Raw genomic sequence first — 23546 nt, 5'->3', positions numbered from 1 at the left:
CCCGCCCCCCGGGGCGGGCCGGGCCCGGCCCGGTTCCGCCCGCGGCGCGCCACGCCCGCGGGCTCCGTCCGGCCCAGGCGGCGCGGGCCGCTGTCGTACTGGCGGCAGTACCTCGCGATCTCGCCCTTCTACCTGATCTTCGCCGCGTTCTCCTTCTTCCCGGTCTTCTACTCGCTGTACCTGGCCTTCCAGCGCTGGGACGGCCTCGGCGACATGCAGTTCGTGGGCCTGCAGCAGTTCAGGTTCCTGTGGTCCGACCCGGTCTTCTGGCTGTCGATCCGCAACACCCTGGTGATCTGGGTGCTGTCCACCGTGCCCACCCTGCTGGGCGCCCTGGTGCTGGCGACGCTGCTGCACTCGGTGCGCCGTTTCAAGGGCTTCTACCGGATCGCTCTCTACCTGCCGAACGTCACCTCGATCGTGGCGGTGGCGATCTTCTTCGGCGCGGTGTTCAGCAACAACTTCGGCCTGGTCAACGCGATCCTGGGCACCGTCGGCATCTCGCCGGTCCCGTGGCTGAGCAACCCGTGGCTGATCAAGGTGGTCATCTCGCTGCTGATGACCTGGATGTGGACCGGCTACAACATGATCATCTACCTGGCCGGTCTGCAGGCGATCCCGGCCTCGATCTACGAGGCCGCCAGGGTCGACGGCGCCGGTCCGGTCCGCACGTTCTTCCAGATCACCATCCCGATCATGCGGCCGATCATCCTGTTCACCGTCATCATCTCGACCATCAACGGCCTGCAGAGCTTCAGCGAACCCCAGGTGCTGTTCGCCAGCAACGCCGCGAACGCGAACCTCGGCGGCCCCGGACAGGCCGGTCTGACCACGCTGCTGTACTTCTACCAGTCGGCCTTCCTCAACAACGACTACGGCTACGGCGCGGCCATCGTCTGGGCCTTCTTCCTGCTGATCATCGTCCTCGTCGCCGTCAACTGGCGCATCACCCAACGAGGGAGGAAGCCGTGACCACAGCCGACCCGACGGCCGACCCGACGGCCGCTCCGGCACGGCCGGCCCCGCGCGCGCGGCGGCTACGCCGCCCCAAGGGCCTGACCGCGCACATCGCCCTCATGGCAGCCGTCCTGATCTCGGTCTTCCCGTTCCTGTGGACGATCGTCATGGCGACCAACACCACGCAGGACATCTACAAGAGCCCGCCGAAGTTCACCTTCGGCTCCCACCTGCTGGAGAACGTCCGGCACGTGCTGAACACCATCGATTTCTTCGGGTCGATGCTCAACACGATCGTCGTCGCCACCGTCACCACCGTCCTGGTGCTGTTCATCGACTCGCTGGCGGCCTTCACCTTCGCCAAGTTCGACTTCCCCGGCCGCAAGGTGCTCTTCGGCACGCTGCTGCTCTTCATGATGCTGCCGCTGCAGCTGGCGATCCTGCCGCAGTTCATCCTCATGTCGAACATCGGCTGGGTCGGCATGCTCAAGGCACTGATCCCGCCCGCGCTGGCCAACGCCTTCGGCATCTTCTGGCTGCGGCAGTACATCGAGAACGGCGTGCCCGACGAACTCCTCGACGCCGCGCGCATCGACGGCGCCGGGTTCTTCCGCCAGTACTGGAACATCGCCCTGCCGATGATCAGGCCCGCGCTGTCCTTCCTCGCCATCTACGCCTTCGTCGGCGCCTGGAACGACTACGTCTGGCCGCTCATCGTGCTCACCAACCCCGACCACGTGACCCTCCAGGTGGAGATCGCCCAGCTCAACGTCGGCCACACCACCGACTACAGCATGGTCATGGCCGGGGTGCTGATGGCCTCGCTGCCGCTGGTGCTGGTCTTCGCCATATTCGCCCGCGGTTTCATCGCGGGCGCCACCGAGGGCGCGGTGCAGGGCACCTGACCCGTGCGCGGCAGAGGAGGTATCCGGTGAGCGACACCGCCCGGGACGGCAGGGTGCTCGTGGTGGGCATGGACGGGCTGCGCCACGACCGGCTGCCCCTCCCCCAGCCTCCGGCCGGGGGTACCCCCATCTCGCTTCGCTCGGGTGCCCACGCGCCCGTCCTGCACGCCCTGATGGCGGCGGGCGCCCACGGCACCAGCCTGCTGCCGTACGGCGAGGCGGACGGCCAGGCCGCGGACGGACCGTCCACCAGCATGGCGTACACCGACTCCGGCCCCGGCTGGTCGAGCGTGCTGACCGGGGTGTGGCCCGACCGGCACGGGGTCACCGGCAACGACTTCGCCGGCGCCGACTACACCCGCCACCCCGACTTCCTCAGCCGCGCGGTCACCGCCCGCCCCGGCCTGCGCACCGCCGCGGCGGTGTCCTGGCCGGAGCTGGTCCACCGCGGCACTCTCGGCGCCGCCATCGGCCGCCGGGTCCATTTCGACGGCGAGAGCGACGGCTACGCGGCCGCCGACGACCTGGTCGCCCGCACCGCCCTCCGCTGGCTCACCGAGTACGACCCGGACCTGCTGTTCGTGTACTTCGGCGCCACCGACGAGGCCGGCCATGCCACCGGCCCGCTCTCCCCCGCCTACGACGAAGCCCTGCTCGCCCAGGACAGCCACCTCGGGCACCTGCTCGCGGCAATCGGCGCGCGGCCCTCGGGCGAGCGGTGGACCGTGCTGGTCACCACCGACCACGGGCACCTCGACACCGGCGGCCACGGCGGCGACACCCGTGCCGAACGGGAGGTCTTCGTGATCCTCGCCGAACCCGGCGCGCCCGGCGGCACCCTGCTCGACACCCCCCGCCTCACCGACATCGCCCCCACCGTCCTGGACCGGCTCGGCATCCCCGTCGACCCCGCCTGGGGCTGGGCAGGACACGTCCTGCCCGGGCCCGCCACGCCACCCACGCCAGCAGAGAAGTGAGCCATCCGCCGATGAACGGTCCGTCGATCCCCGGGCACCGGCCCGCCGATCCCCTGATCGCCCTCCGCCCCTGGGAGGCCCCCGAGGTGACCTCCTGGGGACGGCTCCCCATGAACGCCGTCGACCGGCGCACCGGAGCGCTCCCCCTGGACGGCGACTGGCGGTTCCAGTTGCTGCCGGCTCCGGACGCGCCGGTCGGCGGCTCCTGGTCCACGGCGCACGTCCCCGGCGCCTGGACCGTGCAGGACACCGACGACCTGCCCCAGTACACGAACGTCACCATGCCGTTCCGCGAGTTCCCGCCGTACTCCCCCGCCGCCAACCCGACCGGGGTCTACGAACGTGCGCTGGACGTGCCCGCCGAGTGGGCCGGGCGCCGGATCGTGCTCCAGGTCGGTGCCGCCGAGAGCGTGCTCCTCGTGCACGTCGACGGGCGGCCCGTGGGCATGTCCAAGGACTCGCACCTGGCGGCCGAGTTCGACCTGACCGACGCCGTCCGCCCCGGTGCCCGGTCGGTCCTCCGGCTCACCGTCGTCAAGTGGTCCGACGCCACGCACGTCGAGGACCAGGACCACTGGTGGCACGGCGGGATCACCCGCTCGGTACTGCTCTACGCGACCGACCCGTTCCGGCTCGCGGACGTCACCGTGCGGGCGCGGCGGAACGGCGAGCTGCGCGTGGACTGCCAGGTGCGCAACGCCGCCGGCGACGGGGCGCTGCCCGGCGGGTGGTACGTCAGCGCCGACCTGGGCGGCGAACCACTCGCGCAGGACGCCGAGTTCGACCGGCTCAACACCGAGGACGACCGGGTCTCCGACTTCCTCGGCGAGGCCCGCATCCGCGCCACCGTGCCCGAGGTGCGCACCTGGAACGCGGAGCAGCCCGAACTGTACGGGCTGACCGTCCGGCTGCACCGCGCCGACGGCACGGTCGCCGACACGTCGTACCACCGCGTCGGCTTCCGGGACGTCGAGATCGTCGGCCGGGACCTGCTCGTCAACGGCGAGCGGGTGTTCGTCCGGGGCGTCAACCGGCACGACTTCCACCCGCTCACCGGGCGGACGGTGTCGTACGACGACATGCGCGCCGACCTGGTCGTGCTGAAGCGGTTCGGGTTCAACGCGATCCGCACCTCGCACTACCCGAACGACCCGGCCCTGTACGACCTCGCCGACGAACTGGGCTTCTACGTGGTCGACGAGGCGGACATCGAGTCCCACGACCACGCCCACGAGATCGCCGACGACCCGCGCTACCTGAACGCCTTCGTGGACCGGGTCTCACGGATGGTGCTGCGCGACAAGAACCACCCGTCGATCATCATCTGGTCGCTGGGCAACGAGTCCGACTACGGCGCCAACCACGACGCGGCGGCCGGCTGGGTACGGCGGCACGACCCGACCCGGCCGCTCCAGTACGAGGGCGCCGCCAAGCGCGGCTGGGCCGACCCGGACGTCGCCTCCGACATCGCCTGCCCGATGTACGCGCCCCTGGAGGACTGTGTCGCCCACGCCCTGTCCGGCGAGCAGACCAAGCCCCTGATCCAGTGCGAGTACTCGCACGCCATGGGCAACAGCAACGGCACGCTGGCCGACCACTGGGCCGCCATCGAGTCCACTCCGGGGCTTCAGGGCGGGTTCATCTGGGAGTTCTGGGACCACGGAATTCTCCAGCGGGTGAGCGACGGAAGACCGGTCGGGCGCACGGGCGCCGGACTGTACGACAACGGTGTCGCCGCGCCCGGCCACCGCTGGGCGTACGGCGGCGACTTCGGCGAGGCCCTGCACGACGGGGCGTTCGTCGCGGACGGCGTCGTCTTCCCCGACCGCACTCCCAAGCCCGCCCTGTACGAGCACCGGGAGATCGCGGCTCCGGTCCGCATCCGGTGCTTCAGGCACGAGGGCATCGTGCTCGCCAACCACCAGCACTTCCGTGGCTTCGACTGGCTGGCCGGCACCTGGGAGCTGGCGCTGGCCGACGGTCGTACCCTGACCGGGCCGGCCGAGCTGCCCGAGCTGTGCCCCGGTGAGACGGCGGCCGTGCCGCTGCCGTTCGAGGTGCCGGCGGACGGCGGGGAGGCGTGGCTGACGCTGCGGGTGACGGTCGGCGAGGACCAGGCGTGGGCACCGGCCGGTACGGAGGTCTGCGCGCCGCAGATCAGGCTCCGGGCCGCGGACCCGCTCGGGCCGCCGGTGCCGTCGGGCCCGGCCGTCGAGGTGGACGGCGAGGGGCTGCTGCTGCACCCGCTGCTGACCGCCGCGCCGGTGCTGTCGCTGTGGCGGGCGCCCACCGACAACGACGAGCTGGGCGGCATGGCGCCGCGCTGGCGCGCGTGGGGCCTGGACCGGCTGGTGCGCAAGGTGGTCTCGGTACGCCGCGACGGCCCCCGCGTGACCGTGCTGGCGGAGTACGCCGGCACGGTCGGTGTCGTACGGCACCGGCAGGAGTTCACGCCGGTCGCGGGCGGGGTCCGGGTCGACGAGTCGGCCGAGCTGCCCGAGGAGTTCGCGGACGTGGCCCGGGTCGGCTCGGTCTTCGAGACCGTGGCCGGGCTCGATCTGCTGGAGTGGTTCGGTCAGGGTCCCTGGGAGTCGTACCCCGACCGCGCCGCCGGGGCCCCGGTCGGCCACCACTCCCTTCCGGTCGACGGGTTGTTCACCCCGTATCTGCGGCCCCAGGAGAGCGGCGGCCGGCACGGCGTACGGCGGTTCACACTGTCGGCGCCGGACGCCACCGGACTCACGGTCGAGCTGGACGGGCCCCGCCAGGTCTCCGTCAGCCGCTACCGCGCCGAGGACCTCACCGCCGTCACGCACCACGACGAACTCGTGCCGCGGGCCGGCTGCGTGGTCCACATCGACGCCGCGCACCGGGGCCTCGGGACGGCGTCGTGCGGTCCCGACACCTTCCCCTCCTATCTCGTCGCACCGGGCGTCCACCGCTGGAGCTGGACGCTGCGCGTGCTCTGAGATCCGTCTGCCGAGATCCGCCTTCCGAGATCCCCCCACGCCCTTCGCCGTCACTTCTGCTTACCCACGGAGCACACGTGTGTACTTCGCATGACCACCCTCAGGGCGAGGCCGCGCAGGCCGGAGCCGGACGCCGCAACTTCCTGCGGGCCACCGTGCTGCTCGGCGCCGCCGCCACCGCCGGGCTGACGCTGCCCACCGTCGCCGAGGCGTCGTCCGCCGGTTCCGGCCGTCGGCCCGACCCGGAGAGCCGGCGCTTCACCCTCGCGGTGATGCCCGACACCCAGTACCTCTTCGACGGGCCGAGCATCGACCCGGCACCCGTCGAGGCCTCGCTGCGCTACCTCCTCGAGCACGGCGGCGAGTCCGACGACAACATCGTCTTCCTGTCGCACCTCGGCGACCTCACCCAGAACGGGGCGGCGGAGGAGTTCGCCGCGATCGGCAAGGCGTTCGAGATCCTCGACCGGCGCGGGGTCGGCTACAGCGTGCTGGCCGGCAACCACGACATCAGGTCGTCCACGGACGACCAGCGCGGCGCCACCCCGTACCTGGACGTCTTCGGCCCGCAGCGCTTCAAGGGCAGGCCGACCTTCGGCGGGGCCTCGGCGGACGGCTACAACACCTACCACCTGTTCCGGGCGGCGGGGCGCGAGTGGCTCGTGCTGGCCCTGGACTGGCGGCTGTCGGCCAAGGGGTACGCCTGGGCGAAGGACGTCATCGCCGCGCACCCGAAGGCGCCGGTCATCCTCACCACCCACGAACTGGTCGTGGAAGACGACGAGTTGTCGTCGTACGGGCAGCAGCTGTGGGACCAGCTGATCGACGAGCACGACCAGATCTTCCTCACCCTCAACGGCCACTACTGGCCGGCGGCCCGCGCGACTCGCAAGAACGCGGCCGGCAACGACGTGCACCTGCACCTGACGAACTACCAGAACCGGTACTTCGGCGGCGCGGCGATGATCCGCCTCTACCACTTCGACCTGGACCGCGACGTCATCGACGTGGAGACGGTCTCGCCGTGGATCCTCGGCCGGGCCGAGAAGGGCCTGAACGAGCTGGAGCGGCAGGAGATGGAGCTCAGCGGCGACAAGGACCGCTTCTCCGTCGGCATCGACTTCGCGGCCCGCTTCGAGGGCTTCGCCCCGGTGCCGGTCCGCCCGGCGCGGCCCGCCTCGCAGCTGCTGGTGCGGGGCACGGCAGCCTACTGGCGGTTCGACTCGGCGGTCGCCGGCACGGTCCGTGACCTGTCCGGCAACGGCAACGACCTCACCGTGGTCCCGGTGGGCGGCGGCACCCTCGGCTGGTCGGCCGACCACCACCCGGACCAGCCGGGCCACGGCAGCCTGGAGTTCACCGGGTACAAGTCGCCGCTGAAGGGCGCCTACCTGCGCACCGTCGACGGCGCGCCGCTCAACTCGGCGACCTTCAAGGACGGTTACACCATCGAGGCGTTCTACCGGTTGCCCGCCGACTGGAACGCCTCGCACAACGCCTGGTCCGGACTGGTCAGCCGCACCGGCCGCAACGGCTCGGTGGGCACCGTCACCGACGACCCGGACGAGCCGCTCGCCACGCTCTCCATCTCCGACGGCCCGGGTCCGCAGTGGGCCGTCCACCCGCTCAACCAGCAGCAGCTGGCCACCAACTGGGGCGACGAGACCGACCCGGAGATCTGGTGGCACCTCGCCGTCGTCAACGACGGCAAGCACACCACGATGTACGTGCAGGGCTGCCCGGTGGCCCGCAACCCGCACGCCGCCGCGGTCGGAATCGCCTCGTCCGGGAAGGCCTGGCTGCTCGGCGGCTACGAGTACGCCGACAAGATCGACCAGATCCTCTACGGCCGCCTCGGCGACGTCCGGATCGTCTCGCGGGCACTGCCCGTCTCCTCCTTCATGACCAACTGACCCCCGTTACGAGGATCATCTTCATGACCGAGCAGCAGCTGCCCGCCTGGGCCGACCCTGCCGTCTCCCCCGCCGATCTCGACGCCCAGGGCATGTCGCGGCGTGGACTCCTGCGCCGTGCGGGCCTGTTCGGCGCCGCGTTCGCGCTCGGGTCGGCGGCGACCCCGGCGTTCGCCGCGCCCGGCCGGGGCCTGGGCGGCGAGGACCCGCGTCTGGCCTACCTGGTCGGCGACCACCACGTGCACTCCGTGTACAGCCACGACGCCAAGTACACGTTCTCCCAGCAGGCCCGGGCCGCCGCGACGTACGGCCTGGACTGGATGGTGTTCAACGAGCACTCCAACTTCGGGCACGCCTACTACGGCGCGAAGATGGAGCACGCGGAGATCCTCAGGGCACGTGCCGAGAACCCCCGCCAGCTGATCTTCCAGGGCCTGGAGTGGTACATCCCGGCCGCCGAGCACTGCACGGTGTTCGCCGCGCCGGGCCCGCACGAGACCGACCTGCTCACGCAGTTCGAGCTGGCCTACGACGGCAAGCTCCTCGGCTACACCGAGGGCTCGGCCGGCGCCACGGACACCGTCCGCAACGAGGCACACGCCGTCAAGGCCATCCAGTGGCTCGCCGAGCAGCGCCGCACCGGCTACGTCGACGACGTCCTGGTCCTCGCCAACCACCCGCTGCGGCTCGGCATCGACTCCCCGCACGAGATGCGCAACTGGCGGGACGCGGCCGCCGAGATCATGATCGGCATGGAAGGCGCGCCCGGCGCCCAGGGTGCCGCGATCCCTGGCTGGCGCGGGGCCACCTCGATCCGCGGCGAGTACGAGAACAAACCCTCCGCTCAGTCCTGGGCCGGCTACCCGGCGGACGCGTACCTCACCTACGGCGGTTTCGACTGGGCGACGGCGACGGTCGGCGGCCTGTGGGACGCGATGCTGTCCGAGGGCCGCCCGTTCACCATCACCACCAACTCCGACAACCACCGCACCGTCTTCGACACCTGGAAGAACGGCGACTGGCCGGCGGGGCAGAACTTCGACAACACCGGCAAGCTGCCCGACCCGGTGAACACCGACACCCCACAGCCCGGCAGTGACTTCTGGCCCGGCGAGTTCAGCCGTACCCACGTCGGCGTCACCCGGTACGGGTACCGTGCGGTGATGGCGGGCCTGCGCGCGGGCCGGGTCTGGCTGGACCACGGGCACCTGCTCGACGGCCTCGACGTCCGGCTGAAGCGGGACTGCGACCACGGCACCGGTGTCACGCTGGGTGGCCGGCTGCGCGTCCGCAAGGGCGAACGGATCACCCTGAACGTCACGGTGACGACCGCGTCCCGGGTCAACGCCCAGGGGATCCTTCCCCAGTTGGCGCATGTCGACGTGATCCGGGGCGCGGTGCGCGGTCCGGCCGCCGACCGCGACAGCTGGCAGGCACCGGACACCAGGGTCGTGCAGTCGAAGGACGTGTCGGACCGCAGGGGCACCTACACCCTGCGCATCCCGCTCACCGCGGGTGACGAGTCGTTCTACGTCCGGCTGCGCGGCAGCGACGGCAAGCGCAACGGCACCGGCTACCTGGGCGCGGCGATCGACCCGCACGGCCCGATCCCGCACGAGCCGGGCAACGGCGACCCGTGGGCGGACACCTGGTTCTACTCGAACCCGGTCTTCGTGGACGTGGTGGGTTCCTGACACGACTCCGGGCGGGGCCCGGCTCCGTCACCCGCGCCACCGCGATATCGCCAAAGCCCTACGAACCCGGGTGATCTGGGTCACCATGGGGAAGGACCGTTGCACCACAGCAGGGCATGCCGCAGTGGACGGGGCTTCGAGGGGGCCGCGGATGCGTACCGAGGTGTACACCGGTGACGGGCGGCGCCTGGAGGTGGAGGTGGCCGGCGATCCCCAGGGGTCGCCGGCCACAGTGGTGCGCAACCACCGTGAGCGCCGGCCGTTTCCGCCGGCGGCCGGGGCGAAGACGCGCTGTCCTTCTGCACTCCCCGGGGTTACTCACGGACATCGTGACCTGGCTGCTGGGCGGGCGCAGCCGGCTGGCCGCCGACCGCGGCTGAGGGCTCACACGAGGGGCGACTCCAGGTCCCGGTGGATCCGCTTGCCCTCCCGGACGGTCATGGTGTGCGGGTGCTCCCTGCCCAGCAGCCGTTCCAGCTCAGCCTGTGCGCTCTCCTGCAACTGGTCCGCCTCCGGGATCCGGCGCAGGGCGCGCAGGGTCACCGCGAGATTGGCCCGGGAGACGACGGTGTCCGGATGCTTCTGCCCGAGGGCCGCCTGGAAACCGGCGACGGCGAGCCGCTCCAGTTCCTCCGCCCGGTGCAGCTCGCCCAGCTCCGCGAATGTGTTGGCGAGGTTCACCCCGCAGGCCAGCGTGTAGGGGTGACCGTCGCCGAGCACCCTGCGCAGCGTCTCCAGGTTGCGTTCCAGCAGCGTGCGGGCCTGTTCGGCGGCACCGGACCCGCGGAGGAAGATCCCGCAGTTGTTCACGGCCGCCAGCGTCGCCGGATGCTGTTCGCCGGGTGCCCTCCGGTACTGGCGCACGATGTCCTGGGCCTGCGCGAGGGCCTCCTCGCGGGCGCCGGTGGCGTACGGGTCGATCGCGTAGTTGAGGGTGCAGTCCAGCACGTCCGGCGTGGACGGCGGGATCTCGCGCAGCCGGTAGTGCTCGCGGGTCTGCAGGGTCAGGGTCCGGGCCTCCTCGACGACGCCGGCCTTGCGCAGCGAGACCGCCAGGCTCTTCGCGGTACGCAGGGTCTCCGGATACACCTCTCCGAACAGGTTCTTGTACGACTCGTAGCCGCTGCGCAGCAGTGAGATCGACGCGTCGTACTCGCCGGTCTCGCGCAGGTCGCGGCCCAGGTTGGTGATGCTGATGAGGGTGTGGGGGTGCTGGGCGCCCAGGTCGTTGCGGCGCCGGTCGTAGATCTCCTGGTCGACGTCGCGCGCCTCGTTGAAGCGGCCGAGCAGCCGCAGACACACGGCACGGTTGTTGTCGGCGCTGAGGGTGCGCGGATGGTCCTCGCCGAAGCTCTCCTTGAAACCGAGGTAGGCCTCGGTGGCCATCTCCAGGGCGTCCTTGAAGCGGCCCACGCTGCCGAGGTCCGTCGCCAGGCCGCCGGCGGTCATGAGGATGTGGGGATGCCCGGGGCTGAGCAGTGCGCGCTGGCTGGCCAGGGTCTCGGAGCCCAGCCTCTCCGCCTCCACGTACTTGCCGAGCGAGCGCAGGACGTTGGCGATGTGGAACCGCAGGTGCAGCAGCTGGATCTGCAGGTTGGTGAGGTAGCGCTTCTCCTCGGGGAGGGAGCGCGGCGCCCGGCCGTCGACGACCGCCTGCCGGACGGCCTGGCTGCCGGACGCCGTGAGCTCCGCGACGCGTTCGCGGCTGGTCTGCAGCTGTCCCTCCCACAGGGTGCGCAGGCCCTGGGCAAAGGCCAGGGCGGCGTTCAGGTCGCCGCGTTTCCACAGGTAGCGGACGCGGTCGATGAGAAGCTGGCCGGTCTCGGGCTCGTCGCAGGTGCTGGCCTCGGAGGCGTCCAGGTGCGGCCAGATCGCCGCGAACGTGGACTGGTTCTCCGGGTCGTCGATGGGCTCCTCGCCGGAGGGCCGGGCGCCGGCCAGGATGCGGTGCACGACGTGCTGCGCCTCCAGTTGCTGCACGGGGGTGAGCTGGGAGCGGATCACCGCCTGCACCAACCGGTGCACCTGGATGGAGCCCGGGGAGCGGTCCACCTTGACGAGGGCGAACCGGCCGATCTCCCGGATGACCCGGCCGAGCACCATCTTCTCCTGGAGGGAGGGGTCCTCGGCGGCCAGGACCCGGATCATCTCGTCGCCGTAGAGCAGCTTCATGGAGACCGGTTCGGCGGCGAAGAACGCGCACAGCTGCAGCAGACGCACGGCGGCCGGGGAGCGTTCCTTGAGGCGTTCGATGGAGACGTTCCAGGTGGCGCCCACGGGTTCGGGGTAGTTGGCGGGCATGCTGAACGACAGGACGCGCTGGGCCTGTTCGCCGAGTTCCACCAGGTACTCGTCGACCGGGGTGCCGGTCTCGGCGAGCCACGCGCCCGCCTGTTCCAGCGCCAGCGGCAGGTCGCCGACGGCCTCGGCGACCCGGTCGGCGTCCTCCGCGGTGAGGCCCGCCGCGCGACGTAGCAGGTGCTCGACGCTCTCCTCGCGCAGGAACGGGTCGATCTCCAGGGCGTCGCCGTACTGCAGCCAGGTCTGGTTGCGGGAGGTGACCAGGACGTGGCCGCTGCCGCCGGGGAAGTGACGGCTGACCTCCTGCGGTTCGTCGGCGTTGTCGAAGACCAGCAGCCAGCGCAGCGTCGGGGAGGACTGGCGCAGGTGGTCGCGGGCCTCCTGGGCGGCCTGGGCCGCATCGTCGCCAACGCGCAGGCCCAGTTTGGGAGCGAGGTCGGCGAGCGCGGAGACGATCAGCTCGTTCTGCTCGGAGGGGATCCACCACACCAGGTCGTAGTCGGCGGCGAACCGGTGGACGTACTCCAGCGCGATCTGGGTCTTGCCCACCCCGCCGAGGCCGTACAGCGCGTAGGCCGCCGAGGAGGAGCCGGAGCCGCTGCTGCCGATGTCGTCGCGGATGCGTTCCAGCAGGGCGCTGCGGCCGGTGAAGGTCGCGTTGCGCGGGGAGGCGTTCCAGATCCGGGGGACGGTGTCCGGGAAGCGCGCGTCGGGCGTGATCATGTCATCGGAGAGCTCGACGGGCAGCGGCGGTTTGCCAAGGGCCCGCAGCAGCGCGGAGGCAGCGTTCTTCTCGTTGGTGCGCACCAGGTCGACCGACGCCCATTCGCTGAACGTGGGTGCCGGACGGAAGTCGCCCACCCGGACCACGACGACCTGACGGCGCCCGGTGGGGTCGTTGCCGGTGGCCGTCTCCCAGACCTGGCGGGCGCGCGCGGAACGCTGGTAGGCCGGGGAGACCACGACGACGGTGCGGTCCGCGGGCTTCTCGGCACCGTCGCCCTCGCCGCCGACGTACTTGGGGATCACCCGGAACCCGGCCCGGGACAGCAGCACCGCGATCCAGTCGGCCCACATCCGGTCCTCGGCCACGTAGCTGAGGTGCAGATCGGCGGGGAGGGCGGAGCGGGTGCGGGTGAACTTCCGTTTGATGCCGAGGCGTACGTCGTCGTCCATGCGCGGCAGGGCGGTGACGGCCTGGTCGCTGATCACGCTGGTCAGCCGTTCGAAGGCGGAGAGCAGGGAGGTCGGGTTGCCGGCCTCGTCCCCGAAGGTCGCCAGGGTCTCCTCGTAGGCGTAGTAGGGGCGGTAGGGCACTTCCACCGATCCCCAGTAGGAGGCGAGTTCGTCCTCGGCCACCCCGGAGGGGAACCCCTCGAACTTGGCCCGCGCGAGCGAGCGGCCCGCGTCCGCCTTCTCCTTCTCGCCCTCGTCGATCCTCATCGGCACGGGCAGGATGCGGATCCGGCGGTGGTGGAACCGGTCGCGGATGTCACGGGCGACCGCGGCCGCGCCGTCGATGCTCTGGTCGCTGAGGGTGAAGCAGTCGACGAGCAGGTCGGGCAGGTGGGCGGTGCAGATGTCGGCGATGTCGGAGAGTCCGGTACGGCTGTCGACGAGCACGTAGTCGTAGTTGCGCCGCATGTCCTCGCGCAGCGCGTCCAGGAACAGGCCGCCGCCGAGCCGTTCGTAGAAGTTGTCGAACTCGAAGGAGGTGGCGACCGCGGAGTAGTCGCGGTTCTGCCGCCCCGCGGACACCAGGTCGAGGGTGCCCGGCCCGGGGAACGGCCACTCCACGGAGACGGCGTGCCGCTGGATGCGGGCGTACTCACGGTGCCAGTCGTCGGGGCGCGGCTCGTCGACGTCGGTGGCCGCCCAGGCGTAGTCGGTGAGCAGGTCGATGACGCCGGTGGTCGCACCGGCGGTGGCCGGGTCGAGGAACGGGTGGAAGAACCGGTGCAGCCCCGGCGCCTCCAGGTCCCAGTCGACGGCGAGCACGCGTTTGCCGTTGGCGGCGAGGATCCAGGCGACGTTCGCCAGGGACGTCGTCCGTCCGGTGCCGCCCTTGTACGAGTAGAACGTCACGATCCGGCCTGCGCGGCCATCCGATGCGTCACGGACGCTCACGGCGGACTCCCCCTTCGTTGTGTGCTCGGTGCACCGGCGCCGCGCCACGCGTGTCCTGTGATGTCGCAAAGGCCGGATCTATCAGGATCATCTGGTTCACCATGGGGTTGGCTTCTTCACGACGACAGGTCATATCGCAGTTGGCACAGGCTCCAGGAGGCCGCGCATGCATACCGACGTCTACACGAGTGACGGGCGTCGCCTGGCCGTCGAGATCACCGGAGATCCCCAGGGATCCCCCGTCTTCCTGCTGCACGGCACACCGGGCAGTCGGCTGGGCCCGACGCCCCGACCGATGGAGCTCTACCACCAGCGGGTGCGGCTCATCAGCTACGACCGTCCCGGCTACGGCCGCTCCGACCGGCTCCCCAACCGTCAGGTCGCGCATGCGACCAACGACGTCGCCGCCATCGCGGACACTCTCGCCATCGACCGGTTCGCCGTGGTCGGTCGCTCCGGCGGCGGCCCACACGCTCTGGCCTGTGCTGCCCTGATGCCGGAGCGGGTGACCCGGGTCGCCGTACTGGTCAGCATCGCCCCGCGCGACGCCGACGGCCTGGACTGGTTCGCCGGCATGGCCACCTCCAACGTGCAGGAGTACGCCCACGCCCTTGCCGGGCCCGAGAAGCTCGCCGCCAGCCTGCGCGAACGGTCCGCTGCCATCCGCGCCGACCCGCGCCGCCTGCTCACCCAACTGCGCTGCGATCTCACCGAGTCGGACAGGCGCGTGGTGGCCGACGCGCGGATCCGGACGATGCTGATGGACAATTACCGGGAGGCGCTGCGCGTCTCGGCCGACGGATGGGTGGACGACGCGCTGTCCTTCTGCGCGCCCTGGGGCTTCTCCCTCGACTCGATCTCCGTGCCCGTCCTGCTGTGGCACGGTGAGAAGGACGTGTTCGCACCGGTCAGTCATACTCGCTGGCTTGCCGATCGCATCCCTGGCGGCACGGCCGTACTGCACCCCCGGGCGGCTCACTTCGCCTCGCTGCGGGTGCTTCCCGACGTCGTGTCCTGGCTGCTCAGCCGCAGACGCCAGTCGGTGCCGGAGATCATGTGGCGTCTCGTCAGATAGTGGGAGGTTCAAGGTCCCGGTAGACGCGCTTGCCTTCCCGCACCCTTTCCGTCTGCGGATGCTCCGGCCCCAGCAACCGTTCGAGTTCGGCTTGCGCGTTCTCCTGCATTTGGTCTGCCTCCGGAATCCGCTGCAGCGACCGCAGCGTCACCGCCAGGTTGGCCCGCGACAGAATGCTGTCAGGATGCTTGCGCCCAAAGGCTTCCTGGAACCCGGCGATCGCCATGCGTTCCAGTTCCTCCGCCTTCTGCAACTCCCCGGTTCCCGCCAGAGCGTTGGCGAGGTTGACGGTGCAGGCCAGCGTGAACGGGTGGCCGTCGCCCAGAATCTTCCGCAGCATTCCGAAGTTCTTCTCCAGCCGCGTCCGCGCCCTGTCGGCCTCGCCGGCCCCGTCCAGGAAGATCCCGAGGTCGTTCACCGCGGCCAGTGTGGACGGATGAGCGTCTCCGAACACCTCCTTGTAGTCCCGCACGATGTTCTCGGCCTGCTCAAGGGCGGCCTGGGTGTCCCCGGTGGCATACAGGTCGGTTGCGTAATTGAGGATGCAGTCCAGTACGTCCGGTGTGGTCGTGGGGGTGCCCCGTGACCGGTAGTACTCGCGCGTCTGCAAGGTCAGCGCTCTCGCCTCGTCCACCTGGCCCGCCTTGCGCAGTGAGACCGCAAGGCTCTTGGCGACGCGCAGGGTCTCGGGATAGACCTCCCCGAACCGTTCCCGGTAGGCGTCGTAGGCACCGCGCAGCAGGGAGGCGGAAGGGGCGTATTCACCGACCTCACGGAGGTCTCGCCCCAGGTTGGAGAGGCTGATGAGGGTGTGCGCATGCTGAGCGCCCAGGTCATTGCGCCGTCGGTAGTAGATCGTCTCGTCGATGTCGCGAGCCTCGGTGTAACGGCCGAGCAGTCTGAGGCACAGCGCGCGGTTGTTGTTGGCGCTGAGAGTACGCGGGTGGTCGTCGCCGAAGTCCTCCTTGAAGCCGAGATACGCCTCGGTGGCCATCGTCAGTGCGGCGTCCAGGCGGCCGATGGCACCGAGGTCGGCGGAGAGGCCGCTGGCGGTCATCAGGATGTGCGGATGCCCGGCGGCCAGCAGTTCGCGCTGGCCCTCCAGCGTGGCCGAGCCCAGCGCCGCGGCCTTCTCGAACTTGCCCAGGGAACGCATCACGTTGGCGATGTGGAAGCGCAGGCGCAGCAGCTGGATCTGGAGACTGGTGAGATAGCGCAGTTCCTCGGACAGCTCGCGCGGCACGTGGCCGTCCGCGGAGACCGAAGGGCTCGTCTCGCCGGATTCCCCCGCCCCGGCAATCCTTTCGCGGCTCAGCTCGACCTGGGCCTCCCACTGTGTCCGCAGCTCTTCGCCGATCGCGAAGGCGGCGCTGAGGTCCCCTCGTCTCCACAGGTAACGGACGCGGTCGATGAGGAGTTGGCGGGTCTCGGGTTCATCACAGGTGCTGGCCTCGGACGCATCGAGATGGGGCCAGATCGCCGCGTACACCGGCTGGTTCTCGGGGTCGTCGATGGGTTCTTCGCCCGAAGGACGGGCGTCGACGAGAATGCGGTGCACAACGTGCTGTGACTCTCGTTGTTCCCGGACTGTCAGCTGGGAGCGGACGACCGCCTGCACCAGCCGGTGGACCTGGATGGAGCCCGGCGAGCTCTCCACCTTGGCGAGAGCGAACCGGCCCAGTTCGCGAATCACCCGCCCGAGCACCACCTTTTCCTGCAGCGAGGGATCCTTGGCCGCGAGGACGCGGATCATCTCGTCACCGTAGAGCAGTTTGTCGGAGATCGGCTCGGCTGCGAAGAACGCGCAGAGCTGCAACAGCCGGACGGCGGCCGGCGAGCGCTCGTTGAGGCGCTCGATGGAGACGTTCCACGTCGCGGCGACGGGCTGCGGATAGTCGGCAGGCTGACTGGATGACAGGGTCCTCTCGATCTGCTGCTCCAGTTCGGTGAGGTAGTCGCCGACAGGCGTCCCGGTCTCGGCGAGCCAGGCGCCGGCCTGTTCCACGGCGAGGGGCAGGTCCCCCAGGGCCTCGGCGACCCGGTCGGCGTCCTCGGCGGTGAGTCCGGTGACCCGGCGCAGCAGGTGGTCGATGCTTTCCTCGCGAAGGAAGGGAGCGATTTCCTGCGCTTCGCCGTGCTCTCGCCAGTTCCGATTGCGGGAAGTGATCAATACATGGCCACCGCCGGGAAGGTAGGGGCTGACCTCGTGCGGCTCGTCGGCGTTGTCGAAGACCAGCAGCCAGCGCAGCGTCGCACTCCTGTGCCGCAAGTACGCGCATACCTGCTCGGCAGCCTGCGTCGCGTCCTCGCCGACCCGCAGGCCCAGTGTCGAACCGAGATCCGCAAGCGCGGACACGATGAGTTCGCCCTGCTCGGCGGGGATCCACCACACCAGGTCGTAGGCGGCCGCGAAGCGGTGTGCGTACTCCAGTGCGATCTGTGTCTTGCCGACACCACCGAGGCCATAGAGGGTGTACGGCGTCCGGGAGTCGCCGAACGCCTGAGCGTCGAAGCGGTCGCGCAGGTGCTCAAGAACCGCGGTGCGGCCCGTGAAAGAGGTGTTGCGCGGCGAGGCGTTCCAGATCCTGGGCACGAGGTCCGGAAAGCGAACGTCGGCGTCGGCGAGTTCGGCACGCGGCGTCGGCTTGCCCAGGGCCCGCAGCAGCTGGTCGGCGGCGTCCTCCGCGTTACTGCGCACCAGGTCGACCGCAGCCCACTCACTGGATGGCCGTGCCGGGAGGACGTCACCGACGCGTACCACGAGTACCTGGCGACGTCCGGTGGGGTCGTTCCCGGCGGCCGTCTCCCACACCTGCAGAGCGCGCGCCGAACGCTGGTATGACGGCGACACGATGACCACGGTCCGATCTGCGGGTGTCTTCGCGCCGTCGCCCTCGCGGCCCACGTACCTCAGCACCGCCCGGAGCCCCGCTCGTGCCAGCACGGCCGCGATCCACTCGGCCCACATCCGGTCCTCGGCGACATAGCTGAGATGCACGTCGACGGAGAACGAGGAGCGTGTCCGGGTGAATTTCCGTTTGATGTCCAGTCGTACGTCCTCCACCATGCGCGGCAATGCGGTCACGGCATTGTCGGAGATCGCACGGGTGAGCCGCTCGAAGGCCGCCAGCAGAGACGCCGAGGTGCCGGCCGCGTCGCCGAACACGGCCAGGGTCTCCTCGTAGGCGTAGTAGGGGCGGTAGGGGACCTCCACCGACCCCCAATAGGAGGCGAGTTCGTCCTCCGACATGCCGGACGGGAATCCGTGGAACCTTGCCCGGGCCAGTGAACGGCCCACATCGGCCTTTTCCTTCTCCCCCTCGTCGATGCGCATCGGCACGGGCAGAATGCGGATCCGGCGCCTGTTGAACCGCTCGGAGATGTCTCGTGCCGCCCTGGCCGCCCCATCGATGCTCTGGTCGGTGAGGGTGAAGCAGTCCACAAGCACGTCGGGCAGGTGGGCGGTGCAGATGTCGGCGATGTCGGAGAACCCGGTACGGCTGTCGATGAGGACGTAGTCGTAGGCGCGGCGCATCTCTTCGCGCAGCGCGTCGAAGAACAGTCCGCCGCCGAGCCGGCCATAGAAGTTGTCCCAGTCGAAGGTGGTGACCATCGCCGAGTAGTCGCGGTTCTGCCGGCCGGCCAACACGATGTCGAGTGTGCCGCCTTCGGGAAACGTCCACTCCAAGGACACGGCGTGGCGCTGGATGCGGGCGTACTCGCGGTGCCAGCCGTCGGGGCGGGGCTCGCGCTCGCCCTCACCGTCGTCGGTGGCTTCCCAGGTGTAGTCGGCGAGCATGTCGATGACACCGGTGGTCGCACCAATGGTGGCCGGGTCGAGGAACGGGTGGAAGAAGCGATGCAGTCCGGGTGCCTCCAGGTCCCAGTCGACGGCCAGGACGCGTTTGCCGTTGGCGGCCAGGATCCAGGCGACGTTCGCCAGGGCCATCGTCCGACCGGTGCCGCCCTTGTAGGAGTAGAACGTCACGATCCGGCCTTCACTGCGGCCTTTCTCATCGAAGCTGACCATCGTGGCCTTCCTCCCCGGCTTCCTGCCCGCGTCCCTTCGATGACCGGCCGTCCCGACTGTCCACCGCGCCGAGGCGGAAGCGCGGCGGAGCATCGCCGGGCGGGGTCCGGACGGGGGCCCGTTTCAGGTACTCGGCTGCCGCCCAGTGCACGACGCGCGGAAACTCGTCGCTGAACGACCGGCCGTCCGGCCCCAGTACGGTCGGCCGACCGGCCTGCGTCTGACGGTGGGTGCGGCGCGGCAGGGCGGACTCGACCTCGGTGGCCGCGTCGCGCCCGTCCGCATCATCGTCCGGGTCCGCGCTGTTCCAGGGCACCACGAGTCCGGTCGCCTTCCTGTCGTCGGCATCGAACTCACCCAAACGTGCTCGGTGGTCGGGGTCGTGCAGCCACCAGCGGTCTAGCAACAGCACTTCCGGGCCGTCGGACGGGCCCCGCAGGTGATCGAACTCTTGCACGTCAGCCTGGAATTCGAGCTCCTCCGCGATGTCGGAGGCCATCTGACCCAGCGGGCGCGGCATTTCGGGCTGATAGGGCCGCCAATCCAGCGGTGTGTCACCGTAGTAATCAGGACTACGCCCGTCGGGCAGCCGCCGACGCGAACCGGCCGCGACGCTTATCCGCAGTCTGCGGCCGGTCGTCGGTCGGGTTCGCGGGCGCAGCGTGAACGCGTCCTGCGCGGTGTGCAACGCACCCGGGTCGCCCTTCTGCACCACTATGCTCTCTCCCACTTCCACGATGCGTCTGGCGAGATGCAGCACGGCTTTCTGGTACTCGCTGCGGAAGGAGTTGAGCTTGGCCAGTCCGTAGAGTCCGAACATCCGGTATCTCGCGCTGTGTTCGGGCCCGTAGAACTGGATCTCCCGAACGCAGTCGGGAAGCCGGTGATCCGGCACCGGCACCCACAGGGCCGGCACGACGGCGCTGGGCAACCCGTATTGTGTCGGCTCTATGTATCGGGCCTCCCGCAGCCCGAACGTGGTCCACTCTTTGCCGCACCAGGGGCTGATGAAATAGCGGGGCGAGTACAGCGGCACGAAGACCCGGCAGCCCGTCAGCGAGTTCGCCAGTTCCCGGTTCCAGATCTGACCGGCCCTCATCCGCCGGTCCATGAAGCCCGCCGCTCCCGCCTGCACTGTCGTCATCGCCCGGATGTGCTCGCACAGATCACGGAAGAGCCGGTGCACCCACATGTCCGGATCGGACGCGTCGGACTCGTCCCGGGGCACATGGGCGTAGCTGAGGAAGAAGTAGGGCGCGGTGTCGTCCGCCCCCATCGGCTCCGTCGGCTGCACGCGCTCCCCCGATCCCCGGCCCTGCCCTGCGCACCACGGACACTCAGTGTAAGGACCCCTCAGCTCGTTGTGACCGTCCCGCGACAATGCGCTACTGACGATTTTCGGCCAGCCATGAGACGGCGAACTCCACGGCTCGAGCGAGCGGGAACAACACCGCTTGCGCGTCGCCGAACCGCCCCCGTGCGACCGCTGCCGTCCCGCCGGCCTCGAACTCGGAACCCAGAGACCCGAAGTCACGGTCGTCGAGAGCGACATCCTCGTACGAGATCCATGTCCGCGCTCCGTCGCGCAGCACAACACATCGGTAGAGCCGACGCGGGGGGTCCGGGAGCCGGTATTCACCGAGATGAAACGCTGTGCACACCTCGTACCCGACCCCGAGGAGCAGCACGTGCGCGCCGGCCCGCTCCAGTCGTGCGAGCGGCGAGCGCTCCCCGAGGTGGCACTCCTCGTCGTGGCATGCCATCAGTTCTCCGGACCGCGCCCCGAGGGCCGCGAACGAGGTCTGCGGATGAGCGCTGCGTACCGCTCCCTGGGCACAGCGCACGACCTCGGCGAACCGTCCCATCCTCTCGGACGGCGTCCTGTCCCGCTCGAACGGCGGCATCGACGCACGGTGCAGGACCCGTTGGCGATGCGTCATGCCTCGGGTGCGGTCGCGGTAGTCCGGAGAGGTGTCGGAGTTCCCGGCGGTGAATGCCGGGACGACGACGGTTCCTTCAGGGCCGAGTACGTCGAGCAAAGCGGCCAGGACGGCCCCGGGGCCGGAGCCGACTCGACGCAGGGAGGCATGCACGAGGAGGGTGTCTCCCGGGCGCACGCCCAGGTCCACAATGCTGCGGGCGAGGGAGTGTCCCTCGACACCCCCGCTCACAGCGACCGCCCCATACCATCGACGAACCTTCGGCCGAGTACCGTCAGTGCGTCGGACTCCGACAGTGCGCGCCACTTGGCCCCGGTACCGGCGGCCGACGGGATACCGAAGAGGGCGTCGGTGGCGACGCGTGCGTAGACGTCGGCGAGCAGGACGCCGGTCCGAGTGTCCCGCTCGTCGTAGAGCTCGCACTCGTCGAGCAGGACGTCCAGCAGTCCGAGCCGGAAGCCGCGGACCAGATCGGCTGCGACCCGGGCCGGTTCGGTGGCGTGAGAACCCCCGACTTCCAGATGGAGGCCCAGGGCGGCGAACCCGCTGCCGGCGGCGACGGGGCGACAGCCGGGTGGGGCGGCGAGCGGAGTCAGCACTCGGAGCCCGGTCGCCATGCCCGCCGCTACGCCCGGCAGGGTCCGGGCGATCACATCCCACGCCCGGGGCAGTACTTCGCGCCAGAGCGCCGCATCGTGGTCCGGCAGCCGCGACTTCACCGGGGCGTCGAAGCAGTCCCGGTACGGATCGATATCGTCCAGAGCGAGTTCCAGCTGTCCCAGCTTCAGCCGTCGTACCGGCTCCCACCGGGATCCGCTCAGGTCGCCCGGGGTCAGCCGGACCGTTCCGCGGACTCCTTCGTGGTGCAGCCTGCCGACTCCGGGCAGTTCGACGAAGCCGTTCGTCACCGGTACCTCAACTGCGTCGACCATGCCGGTGGGCAGAACTGTCGCGGCGACCAGTGAGGCCAAGTGGTCGGGCGAGGCCGCGCCGTCGAGGCAACGCACGGCCCAGGACCGGGTGAAGGGGTGCACCAGGAGCGCCGCGAGCCGTACCGCGTCGTGCGCTTGCAGGTCGAGGGCGAGCTGCCACGCGGGATCCCACACCTTTCTGTCGGAATGACGGAGTGCAGTGTTGAGCTCCTTCAGGAGACCCAGGGTGACGCCCTGTCGGACCTCGACGAGGGCGATCACGGCGGTGCCGTCGTCCGTGCCGTCCGCCAGAGCGTCGAAACCGTCGAGCGGGCGGCGGATGTCGATACCGGTGCGGTCACCCAGCGCCTCGACGAGCCGTTTCAGATCGGCGCAGTAGACCGACGGGTTGTCGAATCCGCTGTCGTCGCCGCGGTATCGGTGTGCGTACAGCCCGCCGCCGCAGGATCTGACCACGGGGCAACGGCGGCACAGGGTGGACAGGCCGTCGATCCCACGCCGGCGTGCGGTCATGCCAGGGTGGCGGGAGACCTCGTCGAGACTGTGCTCGAAGACGTTCTTGCCGGTGACCGGCGCTCCGTCGTACGACGTCTTGAGGGAGTCGGCCTGTTCGTAGGTGCCGTCGGTCTCGATCACCACGACGTCGGCCGGCTCCAGGCCCAGTGACTCGGTGCGGGCGGGGCCTCCGCCGAGGGTGCTGATCACCGAGTCGAAGAGCCGGACCGGCATCGGGCAGCCCTGTTCGGTCCACCGGTCGTGGACGGCGAGCAGCCAGTCGGCGTACGGGGTGTCCGGGCCCTCGGGGCGCAGCGGCGGGGCGTCCCAGGTGGCGTGTGGGAGGAGGAAGTCGATGCGTGGGGGCTGCAGCCGGGCCAGGGCGTCGTAGACGGCGACGGGATCGTTGCGGACGTCGACCGTGCACAGGAGGCCGGCGAAGAGGTGGCGGTAGCGGTCCTGGCGGAGACGGCCGATCGCGGCGAGCGTCCTGTCGTGACTGCTGCGGCCGTCGCGGTAGAGGCGATGGCGGTCGTTGGCGGCACGGTCGCCGTCGAGTGAGATGCCGACACGGACGTCGTACTCGGCGAACAGGTCCAGATAACGCTCGGTGAGCTGGAGGCCGTTGGTGTGGATCCGGAGATCGAGGTCGCTCACACCGTGCAGCGCGGCGCGCAGTTGTTCACAGACGAACCGTAAACGGGTGGGACCGGTCAGCAGGGGCTCGCCTCCGTGGAGGATGACCTGGACGGAGGCGAGCCCATGGGCCTCGGCGTGCTCCGCCAGGCGCCGCGCCGTCCGGGACACGATGTCCTCGGAGATCACCCGAGGTCGGGATGCCCAGCTCTGGTCGGCATGCTCGTAGACGTAGCAGTGCCGGCACGCGAGATCGCACCGGCTGTGCACTTTCAGCACAAGCTGCTGCAACGGGACAACGGGGCTGGTCATGACGGCACCGGCCGGATACAGAGGTGCGTTCAGATGGAGGACTGAAACGTCACTCCTGCTCTCCTGACCGCCTGGGTGGATGCCAGGGCCCGCCGCACTCCGCGAGCGCTCTTCGGGTGGGACGGAGTGTCAAGACGCAGTTCGGCCCCGGGGGACCCGGCGGCGATCATCGACTGCTTGATCGTTGCCGCGGTGGTCCTTGCTGGAATGGTCACGGCTCTCCCTCGGCGCATGGGTCTGTCACAGCAGTGTTCACTATGACGGCAACATGACGTATGTCAGC

The 23546-nt window shown here is 70.1% G+C and carries 12 protein-coding genes; 7 read left to right on the top strand and 5 right to left on the bottom strand.

Features of this window, described 5'->3' with window-relative positions; genetic code table 11:
• Positions 1 to 90 precede the first annotated feature (90 nt).
• The 6 genes from AB0472_RS34495 to AB0472_RS34470 all read left to right on the top strand — a co-directional run bounded on the left by AB0472_RS34495 (position 91) and on the right by AB0472_RS34470 (position 9415).
• Positions 91 to 972, top strand: coding sequence for a sugar ABC transporter permease (locus AB0472_RS34495; RefSeq protein ID WP_366362414.1), 882 nt, complete (start codon positions 91 to 93; stop codon positions 970 to 972).
• Between the two features lie 104 nt (positions 973 to 1076).
• A complete protein-coding gene (locus AB0472_RS34490; RefSeq protein ID WP_366362412.1) occupies positions 1077 to 1862 on the top strand; it encodes a carbohydrate ABC transporter permease in 786 nt (261 codons plus the stop codon).
• A 68-nt stretch (positions 1863 to 1930) separates the two neighbouring features.
• Positions 1931 to 2839, top strand: coding sequence for an alkaline phosphatase family protein (locus AB0472_RS34485; RefSeq protein WP_366362410.1), 909 nt, complete (start codon positions 1931 to 1933; stop codon positions 2837 to 2839).
• Positions 2840 to 2850: 11 nt separating this feature from the next.
• Positions 2851 to 5808, top strand: a complete 2958-nt coding sequence (locus AB0472_RS34480; RefSeq protein ID WP_366362405.1) for a glycoside hydrolase family 2 TIM barrel-domain containing protein — start codon at positions 2851 to 2853, stop codon at positions 5806 to 5808.
• Positions 5809 to 5885: 77 nt separating this feature from the next.
• Complete coding sequence (locus AB0472_RS34475) at positions 5886 to 7721, top strand: LamG-like jellyroll fold domain-containing protein (protein ID WP_366362403.1); 1836 nt, start codon at positions 5886 to 5888, stop codon at positions 7719 to 7721.
• 23 nt (positions 7722 to 7744) lie between these two features.
• Entirely contained in the window at positions 7745 to 9415 is a 1671-nt protein-coding gene (locus AB0472_RS34470) for a histidinol-phosphatase (protein WP_366362401.1), read from the top strand.
• Positions 9416 to 9799: 384 nt separating this feature from the next.
• On the opposite strand, the gene fxsT (AB0472_RS34465) is transcribed toward AB0472_RS34470, so the two are convergent.
• Entirely contained in the window at positions 9800 to 13843 is a 4044-nt protein-coding gene (gene fxsT / locus AB0472_RS34465; RefSeq protein WP_366362399.1) for an FxSxx-COOH system tetratricopeptide repeat protein, read from the bottom strand.
• A gap of 166 nt (positions 13844 to 14009) precedes the next feature.
• On the opposite strand from fxsT (AB0472_RS34465), the gene AB0472_RS34460 reads away from it, so the two are divergent.
• Positions 14010 to 14918, top strand: coding sequence for an alpha/beta hydrolase (locus AB0472_RS34460; protein WP_366362398.1), 909 nt, complete (start codon positions 14010 to 14012; stop codon positions 14916 to 14918).
• On the opposite strand, the gene fxsT (AB0472_RS34455) is transcribed toward AB0472_RS34460, so the two are convergent.
• From fxsT (AB0472_RS34455) to AB0472_RS34440, 4 genes are all read right to left on the bottom strand, one after another.
• Complete coding sequence (gene fxsT / locus AB0472_RS34455) at positions 14911 to 18948, bottom strand: FxSxx-COOH system tetratricopeptide repeat protein (protein ID WP_366362396.1); 4038 nt, start codon at positions 18946 to 18948, stop codon at positions 14911 to 14913. The genes AB0472_RS34460 and fxsT (AB0472_RS34455) overlap by 8 nt on opposite strands.
• Complete coding sequence (locus AB0472_RS34450) at positions 18932 to 20242, bottom strand: TIR-like protein FxsC (RefSeq protein WP_366362394.1); 1311 nt, start codon at positions 20240 to 20242, stop codon at positions 18932 to 18934. The genes fxsT (AB0472_RS34455) and AB0472_RS34450 overlap by 17 nt, the downstream gene beginning before the upstream one ends.
• A 91-nt stretch (positions 20243 to 20333) precedes the next feature.
• The gene (locus AB0472_RS34445) at positions 20334 to 21065 is read right to left on the bottom strand and encodes an AAC(3) family N-acetyltransferase (protein WP_366362393.1); all 732 of its coding nucleotides are present in this window, start codon (positions 21063 to 21065) and stop codon (positions 20334 to 20336) included.
• A gap of 50 nt (positions 21066 to 21115) precedes the next feature.
• Positions 21116 to 23263, bottom strand: coding sequence for an FxsB family cyclophane-forming radical SAM/SPASM peptide maturase (locus tag AB0472_RS34440; protein ID WP_366362391.1), 2148 nt, complete (start codon positions 23261 to 23263; stop codon positions 21116 to 21118).
• Positions 23264 to 23546 lie beyond the last annotated feature (283 nt).

It is taken from the genome of Streptomyces sp. NPDC086777 (assembly GCF_040702065.1).
Taxonomy (GTDB): domain Bacteria; phylum Actinomycetota; class Actinomycetes; order Streptomycetales; family Streptomycetaceae; genus Streptomyces.
This window is presented reverse-complemented; position numbering and strand designations above follow the sequence as displayed.

Excerpts from the sequence above, each read along its gene's own strand:
- AB0472_RS34480 (WP_366362405.1), top strand. The coding sequence starts at position 2,851 with ATGAACGGTCCGTCGATCCCCGGGCACCGGCCCGCCGATCCCCTGATC.
- AB0472_RS34485 (WP_366362410.1), top strand. The coding sequence starts at position 1,931 with ATGGACGGGCTGCGCCACGACCGGCTGCCCCTCCCCCAGCCTCCGGCC.
- AB0472_RS34490 (WP_366362412.1), top strand. The coding sequence starts at position 1,077 with ATGGCAGCCGTCCTGATCTCGGTCTTCCCGTTCCTGTGGACGATCGTC.
- fxsT (WP_366362396.1), bottom strand. The coding sequence starts at position 18,948 with ATGGTCAGCTTCGATGAGAAAGGCCGCAGTGAAGGCCGGATCGTGACG.
- AB0472_RS34470 (WP_366362401.1), top strand. The coding sequence starts at position 7,745 with ATGACCGAGCAGCAGCTGCCCGCCTGGGCCGACCCTGCCGTCTCCCCC.
- AB0472_RS34460 (WP_366362398.1), top strand. The coding sequence starts at position 14,010 with ATGCATACCGACGTCTACACGAGTGACGGGCGTCGCCTGGCCGTCGAG.
- AB0472_RS34440 (WP_366362391.1), bottom strand. The coding sequence starts at position 23,263 with ATGACCAGCCCCGTTGTCCCGTTGCAGCAGCTTGTGCTGAAAGTGCAC.